A 13222-nucleotide genomic window follows, 5' to 3' on the forward strand; every position below is an offset into this window, starting at 1 on the left:
TATCACAAATTTAATTAGTGGAAATTTGTGTAATTTGTGGTAAAAAAAATATCAACATTATGAGTATCCAAGCCTTTTTAGAAAAACTAAAACAAACTCCAAACGAAATAACTTTCCCAGAAACTATTGCTGTAATCGAAGAGAATTACACGTTTACACCAACTGCTTTCCAGAACGGAACTCAACACAACGCTGCTGGCGAAAACTCAGGTTCTTGTAAATTATTTGCTTTTGCAAAAGCACAAAACCTTTCTAAGGAAGAAACCTTGGCTTGTTTTGGAGCTTTTTATTTTGAAGAAGTTTTAGGAGATCCAAACGGAACCAATCATCAAAACATTAGAAACTTCATCAACTTAGGTTGGGACGGAATTAAGTTTGAAGGTGAAGCTTTGAAACAAAAATAATTTATTACAATTGTCAGGTTGAGCGGAGTCGAAACCACGTAAAGAATTTCTCCCGAAGCGTCGGGACGATTGATTTGACAAAGGTAAAACCAAATATTTTGCCACAGATTTCACAGATTAGCACAGATTAAAAAAATCCTTTAAAATCTTTAAAATCTGTGGCAAAAAAACATATCAGATTAAACGATTTTTGATTTCAAGAATCTAAAATCTACACTCTAAAATCTAAAATCAACCATGCGTTGGACATTAAAACGAAAACCTTCCGAAGATAAAATCAAACATTTGGCACAAGTTCTAAATGTAGAAGATTTTGTTGCAACTTTATTAATCCAACGTGGTATTGAAACTTTTGATGATGCTAAGAATTTCTTTCGTCCATCATTAGAACATCTTCATGATCCGTATCTTATGAAGGATATGGACAAAGCTGTTTCCCGAATCGAACTTGCAATTGCCAATCAGGAAAACATTCTTGTTTTTGGCGATTATGATGTCGATGGTACAACGGCTGTTTCTTTAGTTTCTTCTTACCTAAAATCATACTACCCGAATGTAGCAACCTACATTCCGGATCGTTATGCCGAAGGTTATGGGGTTTCTTTCATGGGAATTGACTTTGCTGATGACAATGGATTTTCATTGATTATCGCTTTAGACTGTGGTATAAAATCTATCGATCATGTCGCTTACGCAAAAGAACGAAACATAGATTTCATTATTTGTGATCACCACCGCCCTGGAGAACTTCTTCCCGATGCGGTTGCCGTTTTAGATCCAAAAAGAGAAGATTGTTTTTATCCTTATGATGAATTATGTGGCTGTGGTGTAGGTTTTAAATTAATTCAGGCTTTAGGAACAAATCGTAATCAAACTATTGATGATTTATTTCCTTACTTAGATTTGGTTGCAACTGCAATTGCTGCAGATATTGTACCAATGACGGGTGAAAATAGAGTTTTGGCTTATTACGGCTTACAAGTTATTAATAGTGATCCAAGACCAGGAATAAAAGCTTTGGTTCACCAAGTAAAGAAAAAAGTGCTCGACATTACTGATGTTGTTTTTATCATAGCTCCACGAATTAATGCAGCTGGACGAATTAAGCACGGTAATCACGCTGTCGAATTATTAACTGAATTCAACTTTGAGCAAGCACAACAATTTGCATCCGAAATAGAAAAATACAATGCCGACCGTAAGGATCTGGACAAACAAATTACCAAAGAAGCTTTTCAGCAAATAGAAAAAAATCAGGAACAGAATCGCTTTTCGACAGTAGTTTATCAAGAAGACTGGCACAAAGGCGTAATTGGTATTGTAGCTTCCAGATTAATAGAAACCTATTATCGCCCTACACTTGTTTTCACAAAAAGTGGTGATAAATACGCCGCTTCTGCCCGTTCTGTAAAAGGTTTTGATGTATATAATGCTCTTGATGCTTGTTCCTCTCATTTAGAACAATTTGGAGGACATATGTATGCAGCCGGAATGACTCTAAAAGAAGAAAATTATCCTGCTTTTAAAGAAGCTTTTGAAAGACAAGTAGAAAAAACTATTCTACCCGAAATGCTAACTCCCGAAATTGAGGTCGATGCCGAAATCAATTTTACAGATATTACCCCAAAATTAATTCGAATCTTAAAACAGTTTGAACCTTTTGGACCTCTTAATATGACTCCTGTTTTTATGACCAAAAACATAAAGGATACAGGTTATGCAAAAGCAATGGGCGCAGATGAAGACCATCTTAAACTTTTTGTAAAGCAATCCCGAAGTCTCGGGACCGAAGGAATTTCGGCAATAGGATTTGGTTTAGGCAAAAAATTAGACCTAACAACTAATCAAAAACCATTTCAAGCCGCTTATTGCATCTCAGAAAACGAATGGAATGGTACCGTTTCTATCCAATTAATGTTAAAAGATATCCAGTAACATGAAAGATAAAGCCAAGAAAAATGACCCATACGCAGCATTGCGTATTAGAGAATTCAATGTCTTTTTATTATTGCGTTTTGCCATGGTTTTTGCCTGGTCTATGCAATTTATTGTAATCGAATGGGAAGTTTATAGTTTAACCAAGAATCCTCTTTCGTTAGGAATTATAGGCTTGATGGAAGTAATTCCTGCAGTTTCTATGGCTCTGTTTGCTGGTCATATTGTAGATCAAAATGAAAAAAAGGGATTATTAGTAAAATGTATTTTAGGCTTTTCGGTTATTAGTTTTGGTTTATTTTTATTAACATGGCCAAAAGTAGTAAGTGGTTTCTCTAAAGATGCTATTCTATATTCTATTTACTTTTTGGTTTTTCTAGGCGGATTAGTAAGAGCTTTTCTAGGCCCTACGATTTTCTCCCTTATATCTTTAATTGTTCCCAAAAAATTATACCCAAATGCTGCAACCTGGAGTAGCTCTGTTTGGCAAGTAGGTTCTGTTTTAGGCCCTGCAATTGCTGGTTTCTCTATTAACTGGATTGGTGTACATTGGTCTATGTGTTCCGTTTTTGCCTGTTCACTTTTTGCCTTAATTGCCTTATCACAAATAAGTACCAAACCTATTTTAAATCCAAAAATTGGTGAACCAATCATGGAAAGTTTAAAAGAAGGAATCAAGTTTGTGTTTAACAACAAAACCATCTTAGGTGTATTATCTCTGGATATGGTCGCAGTTCTGTTTGGTGGAGCTGTTGCTTTGTTACCCATATTTGCTCAAGATATTTTAAAAGTTGGCCCAGAAGGCTTTGGTATATTAAGAGCCGCTCCGGCAATTGGAGCTTTTATTACGATGCTAATCTCTGCCTACGTTCCTTTGTATAAAAAAGCGGGAATGAAACTTTTAGGTGCTATTTTTGTTTTTGGACTATGTATTATTCTCTTTGGTGTTTCTACCATATTCTGGCTTTCGGTTGCCGCTTTATTTTTAAGTGGTATTGCTGATGGAATTTCGGTTGTTATCCGACAAACCATTTTACAGCTTAAAACTCCTGACCATATGCGTGGTCGTGTTGCTGCTGTAAACTCAATGTTTGTAGGTTCATCTAACGAATTGGGAGCTTTTGAAAGTGGTTTAACTGCTAGATTAATGACACCTGTAATTTCAGTGGTTTTTGGCGGAAGCATGACGCTATTAACTGTTTTAGGTTTTGGAATATCGTCCCCGACTTTTAGAAAACTAGATTTACAAAAAGACATGGAAGACCATCAAAACATGTAGTAAATGAAAATAACATTCTTATTCTCGTTTCTTTTTTTGACATTCTTAGTGAATGCTCAAGCATTATATATAAAAACATACGGAAACAAAGCTGATACACCAATTATATTCATCCATGGTGGACCAAGTGGAAACGCTACTCTTTTTGAAGGCACTAATACTGCCGAAGCACTTTCTAAAAGAGGATTTTATGTAATTGCATATGACCGTAGAGGCGAAGGAAGATCTACAGATCCAAATGCCACATTTACCTATAATGAAGCCTTCAAGGATTTAAACGCTATTTACAAAACTTATAATCTAAAAAAAGCAACACTACTCGCTCATAGTTTTGGCGGCTTGGTTGCAACACTTTATTCTGAAAAATATCCTGAAAAAATTAATTCTCTAATTCTTATCGGAGCTTTATTTTCACAACAAAAAACATATAATCATATTCTGGATTCTGTCAAAAAAATCTATACTAAGAATAATGATTTAGCTCTGCTTGATAAAGTTTCTCATATAGAAAAACTCGACAAAAATTCTGCTGAATATAGAAAAGGTTGCTTCGAACTGGCTGGAGAGAATAATTTCTTTAAAATGCCAAAACCTACAACTGAATCTAAAGCATTATATCATCAATATGAAATAAGCGATTTTTATAAAACGAATATTCGAAATAAAAATGCTCCTCTGTTGTTTTATAAAAATGAAAAGCAAAACAACATCAACACAAAGCCTATTCTACAGAAATTAAAAATAAAAGGAATACCTATTTATGCTATATATGGAAAGCAGGATGGTATTTTTTCGGTTTCAGAAATCGCTGCTTTAAAGAATATTGTTGGCAAACAAAATTTCGTATCTATCGAAAACTGCTCTCATTATTTATTTGTAGACCAACAAAAAGAATTTCTAGATAGCATTTATAAGTGGGTTAAATAAATCAGGCAATTTTTAAATCATTTAGTTCAGTTATATAAAACCATATAAGTTATATAAGTTCATTTAAGCTTTACGCAAATAAGCTTCGTCTTATATTTTCTTATATAACTTATATGGTTCATTCCCCCTTTTTAATGCAATTATTAAGAATGTTGATCAAAACTCACCTAATCTAATTTTAGACTATTTATTTCGTTAACAAAAATTAACCTATTTTATGATTCTTTTATTTAGAATTAATATAAATAATAATTATATTTGTTTCTATAATTGAAGAACATGAGAGAAATAGAACAAATATATCATAACGACTTTGGGATTTCCTTTTATTGGAAAAACCATAATGAGACCCTTTTTGACAAAATACAACTGATTTTTAAAGAAACAGGGTTCTACTTTTCAGTATCTGAACTAAAAGACTTTGATGATTTAATCGAAGATAGTTTGCTTACAAATGCATGTTGTGATGAATGTGCTTTAAAAAACAAATGCCATAAGTTTTTGCTAAAAACTCCTTGTACCCAAATAGATTTAGCTGTTTCTATGGACGAACTAAAAGCGATTGAAGATTTGGTAAAAGGTTCTTTATTTAAAATTGAACTTGAAGAATATGTTTACGGAGTTGGCTTAAATTAAGATAAATTCTCTATTTTTTAACATCAATGCTTTCATAATTAAATATATTTTGATTTTATTCAAAAAAAAGTATATTTACATTAATGAAAAATACCAGTACGCTTTTTATCCTTTTATTTTTAGTTGTTTTATTATCTAACTGCAGCAATAAATCCGATGAATATATTGATCCACGCGGAACCGATTATGCTGGCTCCGAAAGCTGCATACAATGTCATCAAGCCTTATATCAAAAAGCAATACAAAGTTCACACTATAAAGCAACCGCAGCAGCTATAAAGGGGAATGTTTTAGGTAATTTTAATTCTGGAGACCATGTTTTTGTTTACGATAAAAACACCAAGATGGTCATGGAAGAACGAAATGATAGTCTTTATCAGGTTTTATACAAAAACGGAAAAGAAGTTGAAGCCCGCAAACTCGAAATAGTTTTTGGAACCAAACATGCTCAAACTTCCGTATTCTGGCGCAATAACAATACATACGAATTGCCGCTTTCCTATTATACATCTGTTCATAGTTGGGCAACAAGTCCCGGGTTTTCGGCTGAAAAACCTTATTTTGATCGAAAAGTAGTTAAAGATTGTTATGCTTGCCATAGTTCTAATATTAGCAGCAGAAATGTAAACCAAAGCTCTAAAGACAAGAACTTTCTGTCTATGGATGTAGAAGATGTGATTAATAAAAAAACAATCGTTTATGGTATTGATTGTGAGCGTTGCCACGGACCTGCCAAAGAACATGTTAACCAACACTTGAAATTTCCAGACTTAAAAGTTGCAAAAAATATTGTTACTTATAAATCATTAACCAGGCAACAAAAATTAGACGCTTGTGCATTATGTCATTCTGGAAATGACGGAATGAAAATAAAATCCAGATTTGACTTTAAACCCGGAGACAATCTTTCGGAGTATTTTAGAAGTTCGCATAGCCCAACCGACACAACCGATTTTGATGTGCACGGGAACCAATTTAAGTTATTACTACAAAGCAAATGTTTTACAAAAAGCGAAACTATGGATTGTATTTCTTGCCATAATCCACATGAAAATGCAACTAAAAACTTAGCTACATACTCAAAAATATGTATGAGTTGCCATAACGCAGTAAAGCACAATACGCCAACAATTAAAACAATCTCAGATAACTTACTAAAAGATAACTGCATAGAATGTCATATGCCGAAAAAACCATCAGGAGTAATTAGTTTCCGACTTTCTAAAGCATCCAAAGACTCCAATTATATGTTAAGAACACATAAAATTGCTATTTATCCGACTAAGAAAAAGTAATTATTAGGTAGCTTTAAACATATAAGTCATTTAAGAAAATATAAGTTTTAGACTCTTCGGCTTAAATGAACTTATATCATTAATTATCTAAGTTTTTCTAAAACTTCAACATAATTCAATAAAATTATTCCAACCATATAAGTCATTTAAGAAAATATAAGATTTAGAATACTTGCATTAAATGAACTTACATAACTTAAATGGTTCACTCTTACCCAATCTACTTAAACAATTTAAGAGAATATAAACTTTTGAATACTTGTTATAATCAAACTTAAGTAGTTAAACGAACAAGATAATTATTTCTCAAATGTCTTTAATTCAAAAGTTTCACCGTCGAAAACACCGTAGGTAAAATATCCTATCCAATCCCCTAGGTTTACATAATTCGAATCCTCACCTACAGAAATAATCATAGGCAAATGACGGTGACCAAAAACAAAGTAATTATAATGCTTGGTTTCTAGTTTGCGTTTGGCATACAATACCAACCATTCGTTTTCTTCACCCAAGAATTTCACGTCTTCGTCGCCAGAAATCAATTTGTTTTTTACAGATAAATATTGTGCTAATTTTACACCAACATCTGGATGGAGCCAACGAAAAATCCATTTTGAGAACGGATTTGTAAAGACTTTTTTCATTCTTTTATATCCTTTATCTCCAGGACCTTTTCCGTCGCCATGACCAATCAAGAATGTTTTCCCACCAAAAGAGAATTCTTTATTATCGTGATAAACAGGAATATTAAGTTCAGTCTGAAAATAGTCACTCATCCATAAATCATGATTCCCTACAAAGAAATATATAGGGATTCCGCTATCGCGAATTTCTGCCAATTTACCCAAAACACGAATAAATCCTTTTGGCACAACGGTTTTATACTCGAACCAAAAATCGAATAAATCACCTAATAAAAAAATTGCTTCAGCATCTTTTTTTACCTCATCAAGCCATGCCACAAATTTTTGTTCGCGAGGAAAGCTTAACTCAGGTGTTGGTGCTCCAAAATGTTGATCGGAAGCAAAATATACTTTTTTATTATTGGGTAATTGCATGAAAATAGATTTCGATTACAAATTATCGCTTGCGTACCATTCAGCAAATGATGATTCAGTTTCTTGAAGTTTTAAAGAGAAAAGAGAGATATTTGTTGGCAATCTTTTGATAATTCTTTCAGAAAAATCAACAACCATATTTTCACTTGTTGGCTGATAATCAACTAAAATCACGTGATGTCCACGGTTTTTTAATTCCTTTGCTAATTCTATATGTGGTGTCGTTTCATTAAAAACGGTAGCATGATCAAACTGATCTACGATTTCTTCTTTTACAATTTTCTTTAGATCCGAAAAATCAATTACCATTCCATGCTTTACATTATCACGGTCTGTAATTGGAGAACCAATAACGGTTACAGACAGTTTATAACTATGTCCGTGAACATTTTTACATTTTCCATCATATCCGTAAAGCGCATGTCCTGTTTCGAAACTAAATTGTTTTGTAATTCTGATATTACTCATCGAGTTGTATTTTAGATTGCAAATTTACAAAATTAAAAACCGTTTTTTTCTCTTTTTTTGGCTCTACTATACATCCAATAGGCAACTCCTACTAAAATCACAAACGGAATAAAGGAACCTATAACTACTCCTATTTGATAACTTGCATCGGGAGCAGACTTGATTTTCTCTGCAACGTCCACTTTAAGAGCGAATAAAACAATATTCATATTTATTAATTTTTAAATTGTGCCAAGGCTTTTTTTGTAAAATCAGACAAAACTAATTTTCCTGAAATACGAGCGCGTTCAGAAAGTAATGAATCCCAATTTTCTGTTCCTTCCCAAATAACTTTCTTCATCTCTGCCAATGCATCAGGATTATAACTTGCTAATTTTAAAGCAAAATGAGATAATTCTTCATCCAACTCTAGTTCATTTTCAAGCACTTTGGCAAAAAGGCCTTTATGGTTTGCCCAAATTGCCGATTTCCATTCGTGAGCAGCAAGAGTCATTTCGGTCATTGCCGTTTTCCCTATTTTTCTAGAAACAGCTGGTTCTATAACAAAAGGTCCAATCCCGATAGCAAGTTCCGAAAGTTTAGCAGAACTATCTTGCGTTGCAAAAGCATAATCGCAAGCAGCAGCAATACCAACTCCACCTCCAACAACTTTGCCCTGAATACGCCCTATAATTATTTTAGAACAATTGCGCATAGCATTGATAAGATGTGCAAATCCTAAGAAAAACTCGATTCCTTCCTCCTCATTAGTAACCGCAAGAAAATCATCAAAAGATCCCCCAGCACAAAAAACACCATTTCCCTCACTTCTTAAAATGATAACTGTAATAGCTTTATTTTTACTTAAACTATCAATTTCGGCAATCAATTTATTAAGTAATGTTCTTGTAAGTGAATTACTGGCTGGATGCCCAAATTCTACAGTAGCTATATTATTTTGGATTATGGTATGAAGCGAACCATTTTGATTTTCTGAACTCATATAGTTGTTTTTATTGTAAAGTTACGGTTTTGAAGAATATTTTCAGTCGATACTATTTGAAATTTGTTTTTTGATAATTAATTGACTTTATTTGCAATCACTTTGGGGGATTAGCTCATTTGGCTAGAGTGCTTGCCTGGCAGGCAAGAGGTGACCGGTTCGAATCCGGTATTCTCCACAATATAAAACAATAAACCCTTGTAAATTAGTTTTTACAAGGGTTTTCTTTTTTTTTGTAATACACTAAAAATCACTCACATATATTCAAACTTATTCTTTTACTTTAAAACCTTATTGTGGTCCTTGCTGATTTAAACTAGCTCTACTTTTGCAAAAAATTTATAGCAAATACAAAATGCTATCTATTTATAAAGAAGCTAAAGGCTTTTTTAGCTAAAAAGAATCACAATTATGGAAATGTTAGAGAACTTAGATCCTTTGCTCCGCGCCTTTTGGTTTGTTGCTATACCTACAAGTGTAATTTTTATTATTCAAACTATTCTATCATTTATTGGTGCTGACTCCTTTCATGGGCTTGATGCCGATTTTGATGCTGATTTAGGAGGCACTGACGAACAATTTCATTTATTCTCATTAAGGAACTTAATTAATTTTCTCTTAGGTTTTAGCTGGACAGGAATTTCCTTTTATTCAACCGTTCCTAATAAAACTTTAATTGTCATTTTAGCACTGTTGGTAGGTATTGTGTTTGTCTTTTTGTTTTTCATAATTATCAAACAACTACAAAAATTAGCCGAAGACAATTCTTTTAAAATCATAAATACATTAAACAAAACAGCCGAAGTTTATCTAACTATTCCCGAAAGTAAGAAAGGAAAAGGTAAAATTATGATTAGTGTAAATGGTGCATTTCACGAATTAGAAGCAATGACCGAAAAAAATACAATTGCATCTGGTGCAGTCGTAAAAGTCGTAAAAATAGAAAACGACAATATCCTAATAGTAGAAATAATTTAATTTAATAAACATGATGACACCAATGATAATCATAGTCGTTGCAGCTGTAGTTTTATTTGCAACAATCTCAGCATTAGTATCGAGATACAAACGTTGCCCATCTGACAAAATATTGGTCATTTACGGGCGTACTGGAGGTACATCAGCAAAATGTGTTCACGGTGGAGGTGCTTTTATCTGGCCAGTAATCCAAGACTATGCATTCTTAGATTTAAAGCCTTTATCAATCGAGGCAAACTTAACAAATGCTTTAAGCCGCCAGAACATTAGAGTAGATGTTCCTTGTCGTTTTACAATTGCTATTTCTACTGAATCTGATAGTATGAATACTGCTGCAGAAAGACTTTTAGGATTATCATCTGAACAAATTCAGGAATTAGCCAAAGATATTTTATTTGGTCAATTACGTTTGGTAATTGCAACAATGACTATTGAAGAAATTAACTCTGACCGTGATAAATTCCTTGACAACATTTCTAAAAACGTTGATAGTGAACTGAAGAAAATCGGTTTAAAATTAATCAACGTAAACGTTACCGACATTAAAGATGAATCGGGTTATATTGAAGCATTAGGAAAAGAAGCTGCCGCAAAAGCAATTAACGAAGCCAAAATTAGTGTCGCTGAACAAGAAAAAATAGGAGAAACGGGGAAAGCATTAGCCGATAGAGAAAAAGATACTCAAATAGCCGAAACTCACAGAGACAGAGATGTAAAGATTGCTATTACCCAAAAAGACAGAGAAATTAGTATTGCAACTGCTGCAAAAGATGAAACCATCGGAAAAGCAGAAGCAGACAGAGATACCAGAGTTAAAACATCAGAGGCTAATGCGATTGCTATTGAGGGAGAAAACCAAGCAAGAATTGCTATTGCAAATTCAGAAGCACTTCGTAGAGAAAAAGAAGCGGAATCACTACGTATTGCAATTACTGCCGAAAAAGTACAACAAGCAAAAGCTCTGGAAGAATCTTATGTAGCAGAACAAATAGCCGAATTAGCACGTTCAGAAAGAGAACGTTCTACACAAATTGCAAACATTGTAATTCCTGCCGAAATTGCTAAACAAAGAGCCATTATAGAAGCACAAGCTGCTGCAGAAACGATAAGAGAAAATGCAAAAGGAGAAGCAGATGCGATTTTTGCTAAAATGGAAGCTGAAGCAAAAGGACTTTTTGAAATTTTAACTAAACAAGCAGAAGGTTACAAAGAAGTTGTGGCTGCAGCTGGTGGAGATCCAAGCAAAGCATTCCAATTGCTGTTATTAGAAAAACTACCAGAACTAGTAAGAATACAAGTTGAGGCTGTTAAAAATATTAAAATTGATAAAATTACTGTTTGGGATTCTGGCAGCGGACAAAATGAAAACGGTAATTCATCTACCGCAAACTTTGTTTCAGGAATGATGAAAACTGTTCCTCCTTTAAACGACTTGTTTAATATGGCAGGATTAAATTTACCAACATATTTAAAAGGAATAGACAGTCCTGAACAACATTTAGACAAAAAGAACGAAGACTAAAATCGTGTATATTTAAAATAATAGGGTTCCACTTTAATTAAAGCGGAACCCTATTTAATTTTATTATTATTCTGGAATAATAAGTCTATCTATATTTTTAATAATTGTCGATTTATCTGCTGTTGTATTGGCTAGTTTTAAAGCTGTTTTAAAATGTTGCAACGCTTTCTCATTATCGATATCTGTGTATAGATTACCTAATAACGAATAGTAAAAATGATTATCAGAGAGATTTAATTTTTCTGCTTCTTTTATAGCAACGGCTTTTCCGCTAGTTTTTGCCAAAGCATACGTCCTATTTAAAGCCGCAATGGGCGAATATTCCAGTATCAGTAAACTATTATATAATTGCAAAATGTTCTCCCATTTTTCCGTTGTATCTTCTTTATGTGTATGCCAATACCCTATTCCTGCTTCGAGATGGTATTTTGAGATTTTATTTCCTGTTGAAGATTTACTTAAATACTCTTTTCCTTTATTTATTAATTCTATATTCCAAAGCGTTTCATCCTGATCTTCATATAAAATCGTTTCACCATTTTCGTTCATTCTAGCTTCAAATCTCGAAGAGTGAAAACACATCAACGCAAATAAAGCATTTACCGCAGGTTTATTGGTTCCTTCGTTTTCGATAAGTAAGTAACACAATCGCATTGCTTCGACGCAAAGATCTTTACGCAAAATTGTATTCTGGGAAGTCGAATAATATCCTTCAGAAAACAATAAATATATGGTTGTTAAAACAGTATCTAATCTTTTATCAATCTCATTTAAAGAGGGTTGTTCAATTTTTATTTGCTCCGTTTTTAGCTTGTCTTTCGCTCGATTGATACGTTTATAAATAACCTCTTTATTAGTCAAAAAAGCATCGGCAATCTCTTGGATTCCAAAACCACAAAGCAAATTTAGCGCAAGCGCAACCTGCGATTCAGACGAAATACAAGGATCACAAACCGTAAAAATCATAGCAAGCTGACTATCTATAATATTTTTGCTAGATAAATCTATCTCGATTTCTTCGGCTTTGGGAGCATTATGTTTTATCTCTACCGAAAGTTTTTGCTCGAAAAGAGCATCACGTTTTAAATAATTCTTGGTTTTATTTTTGGCAACCGTATAAAGCCAAGCAGTCGGGTTTTCGGGAATTCCTTTTAAACTCCACAATTCGGTAGCCGAAAGAAATGTATCACTCACAATATCTTCGGCAATTTCGATATGATTAATCCCAAATAAATAACAGAGTACCGAAACTATTTTTCGATACTCTGTTCTAAATAAATGTGGCAAAAGCTGATTGTCTTCCATAAAATCAAATCCTGACGCTTTTATAAAACACAAAAGCATTTTTAATTTTTAATTAATGACCCTCAAAAACAACAGCCATACGAATTTCTACATTTCCGCCCCATAAAAGGATTGGGCAACCTTTGGCAACTTCTACCGCCTCGTCATAATTAGCTACTTTAATCATAATTAAACCACCTATTGCTTCTTTAATTTCTACAAAAGGTCCATTGGTTACATTATTATTTTGCTTCACAACTCTACCTTCACCATCCCAGCGTTGTAGTGGTCTAGCCAATTTATCCTGAGCAGCGATTCCGCCTAACCAATCTTGCCATAATTTAATAGATGATTGCATTTCTTCTGGCGAGGGCTGAATTTCTTTGGTTATGCTATCTCTTCTAAATATCAATACAAATTCTTCCATTTCTTATTATTTTACTATTATTGAATC

14 protein-coding genes and 1 tRNA gene are annotated in these 13222 nt (G+C 33.4%); 9 read left to right on the forward strand and 6 right to left on the reverse strand.

Annotated features, from left to right (window positions below):
- The first annotated feature begins 59 nt into the window (after positions 1-59).
- The 6 genes from AC3IPI_RS03355 (at position 60) to AC3IPI_RS03380 (ending at position 6476) form a co-directional block, all read left to right on the forward strand.
- Positions 60-404, forward strand: coding sequence for a HopJ type III effector protein (locus AC3IPI_RS03355; protein WP_489157107.1), 345 nt, complete (start codon positions 60-62; stop codon positions 402-404).
- A gap of 237 nt (positions 405-641) precedes the next feature.
- Positions 642-2339: a single-stranded-DNA-specific exonuclease RecJ gene (gene recJ, locus AC3IPI_RS03360; RefSeq protein WP_489157109.1), complete on the forward strand. Its 1698-nt coding sequence runs from the start codon at positions 642-644 to the stop codon at positions 2337-2339.
- Between the two features lies 1 nt (position 2340).
- On the forward strand, positions 2341-3618 hold the full coding sequence (locus AC3IPI_RS03365; RefSeq protein ID WP_039117914.1) for an MFS transporter: 1278 nt from the start codon (positions 2341-2343) through the stop codon (positions 3616-3618).
- A gap of 3 nt (positions 3619-3621) precedes the next feature.
- Positions 3622-4545 carry an alpha/beta hydrolase gene (locus AC3IPI_RS03370; protein WP_489157112.1) on the forward strand — a complete coding sequence of 308 codons (924 nt, stop codon included), beginning with the start codon at positions 3622-3624 and terminating at the stop codon, positions 4543-4545.
- A 279-nt stretch (positions 4546-4824) separates the two neighbouring features.
- On the forward strand, positions 4825-5181 hold the full coding sequence (locus AC3IPI_RS03375; RefSeq protein WP_039115449.1) for a PH domain-containing protein: 357 nt from the start codon (positions 4825-4827) through the stop codon (positions 5179-5181).
- Between the two features lie 83 nt (positions 5182-5264).
- Positions 5265-6476: a cytochrome c3 family protein gene (locus AC3IPI_RS03380; protein WP_489157114.1), complete on the forward strand. Its 1212-nt coding sequence runs from the start codon at positions 5265-5267 to the stop codon at positions 6474-6476.
- A 299-nt stretch (positions 6477-6775) separates the two neighbouring features.
- Here AC3IPI_RS03380 and AC3IPI_RS03385 read toward each other — a convergent pair whose 3' ends face one another.
- The 4 genes from AC3IPI_RS03385 to AC3IPI_RS03400 are packed head-to-tail and all read right to left on the reverse strand — an operon-like array spanning position 6776 to position 8984.
- Positions 6776-7534, reverse strand: a complete 759-nt coding sequence (locus tag AC3IPI_RS03385) for a UDP-2,3-diacylglucosamine diphosphatase (RefSeq protein WP_489157116.1) — start codon at positions 7532-7534, stop codon at positions 6776-6778.
- Between the two features lie 15 nt (positions 7535-7549).
- Positions 7550-8002, reverse strand: a complete 453-nt coding sequence (locus tag AC3IPI_RS03390; protein ID WP_039115454.1) for a 6-pyruvoyl trahydropterin synthase family protein — start codon at positions 8000-8002, stop codon at positions 7550-7552.
- Between the two features lie 32 nt (positions 8003-8034).
- Positions 8035-8211, reverse strand: a complete 177-nt coding sequence (locus AC3IPI_RS03395; RefSeq protein ID WP_165572296.1) for a hypothetical protein — start codon at positions 8209-8211, stop codon at positions 8035-8037.
- 5 nt (positions 8212-8216) lie between these two features.
- Positions 8217-8984: an enoyl-CoA hydratase/isomerase family protein gene (locus AC3IPI_RS03400; RefSeq protein ID WP_489157119.1), complete on the reverse strand. Its 768-nt coding sequence runs from the start codon at positions 8982-8984 to the stop codon at positions 8217-8219.
- A 104-nt stretch (positions 8985-9088) separates the two neighbouring features.
- On the opposite strand from AC3IPI_RS03400, the gene AC3IPI_RS03405 reads away from it, so the two are divergent.
- The 3 genes from AC3IPI_RS03405 to AC3IPI_RS03415 all read left to right on the forward strand — a co-directional run bounded on the left by AC3IPI_RS03405 (position 9089) and on the right by AC3IPI_RS03415 (position 11484).
- A tRNA-Ala gene (locus AC3IPI_RS03405) sits at positions 9089-9162 on the forward strand.
- Between the two features lie 233 nt (positions 9163-9395).
- Positions 9396-9962, forward strand: a complete 567-nt coding sequence (locus AC3IPI_RS03410; protein ID WP_489157121.1) for an NfeD family protein — start codon at positions 9396-9398, stop codon at positions 9960-9962.
- 13 nt (positions 9963-9975) lie between these two features.
- Entirely contained in the window at positions 9976-11484 is a 1509-nt protein-coding gene (locus tag AC3IPI_RS03415) for a flotillin family protein (protein WP_489159210.1), read from the forward strand.
- Positions 11485-11550: 66 nt separating this feature from the next.
- On the opposite strand, the gene AC3IPI_RS03420 is transcribed toward AC3IPI_RS03415, so the two are convergent.
- Positions 11551-12789 carry an RNA polymerase sigma factor gene (locus tag AC3IPI_RS03420; protein WP_489159211.1) on the reverse strand — a complete coding sequence of 413 codons (1239 nt, stop codon included), beginning with the start codon at positions 12787-12789 and terminating at the stop codon, positions 11551-11553.
- A 52-nt stretch (positions 12790-12841) separates the two neighbouring features.
- A complete protein-coding gene (locus AC3IPI_RS03425; protein ID WP_035617460.1) occupies positions 12842-13195 on the reverse strand; it encodes a YciI family protein in 354 nt (117 codons plus the stop codon).
- Between the last annotated feature and the right edge of the window lie 27 nt (positions 13196-13222).

The sequence above is a fragment of the Flavobacterium sp. GL_143 genome (assembly GCF_057834355.1).

Coding starts and splice junctions, on each gene's coding strand:
- AC3IPI_RS03355 (WP_489157107.1), top strand. CDS start 60: ATGAGTATCCAAGCCTTTTTAGAAAAACTAAAACAAACTCCAAACGAA.
- recJ (WP_489157109.1), top strand. CDS start 642: ATGCGTTGGACATTAAAACGAAAACCTTCCGAAGATAAAATCAAACAT.
- AC3IPI_RS03365 (WP_039117914.1), top strand. CDS start 2,341: ATGAAAGATAAAGCCAAGAAAAATGACCCATACGCAGCATTGCGTATT.
- AC3IPI_RS03370 (WP_489157112.1), top strand. CDS start 3,622: ATGAAAATAACATTCTTATTCTCGTTTCTTTTTTTGACATTCTTAGTG.
- AC3IPI_RS03375 (WP_039115449.1), top strand. CDS start 4,825: ATGAGAGAAATAGAACAAATATATCATAACGACTTTGGGATTTCCTTT.
- AC3IPI_RS03380 (WP_489157114.1), top strand. CDS start 5,265: ATGAAAAATACCAGTACGCTTTTTATCCTTTTATTTTTAGTTGTTTTA.
- AC3IPI_RS03385 (WP_489157116.1), bottom strand. CDS start 7,534: ATGCAATTACCCAATAATAAAAAAGTATATTTTGCTTCCGATCAACAT.
- AC3IPI_RS03390 (WP_039115454.1), bottom strand. CDS start 8,002: ATGAGTAATATCAGAATTACAAAACAATTTAGTTTCGAAACAGGACAT.
- AC3IPI_RS03395 (WP_165572296.1), bottom strand. CDS start 8,211: ATGAATATTGTTTTATTCGCTCTTAAAGTGGACGTTGCAGAGAAAATC.
- AC3IPI_RS03400 (WP_489157119.1), bottom strand. CDS start 8,984: ATGAGTTCAGAAAATCAAAATGGTTCGCTTCATACCATAATCCAAAAT.
- AC3IPI_RS03410 (WP_489157121.1), top strand. CDS start 9,396: ATGGAAATGTTAGAGAACTTAGATCCTTTGCTCCGCGCCTTTTGGTTT.
- AC3IPI_RS03415 (WP_489159210.1), top strand. CDS start 9,976: ATGACACCAATGATAATCATAGTCGTTGCAGCTGTAGTTTTATTTGCA.
- AC3IPI_RS03420 (WP_489159211.1), bottom strand. CDS start 12,789: ATGGAAGACAATCAGCTTTTGCCACATTTATTTAGAACAGAGTATCGA.
- AC3IPI_RS03425 (WP_035617460.1), bottom strand. CDS start 13,195: ATGGAAGAATTTGTATTGATATTTAGAAGAGATAGCATAACCAAAGAA.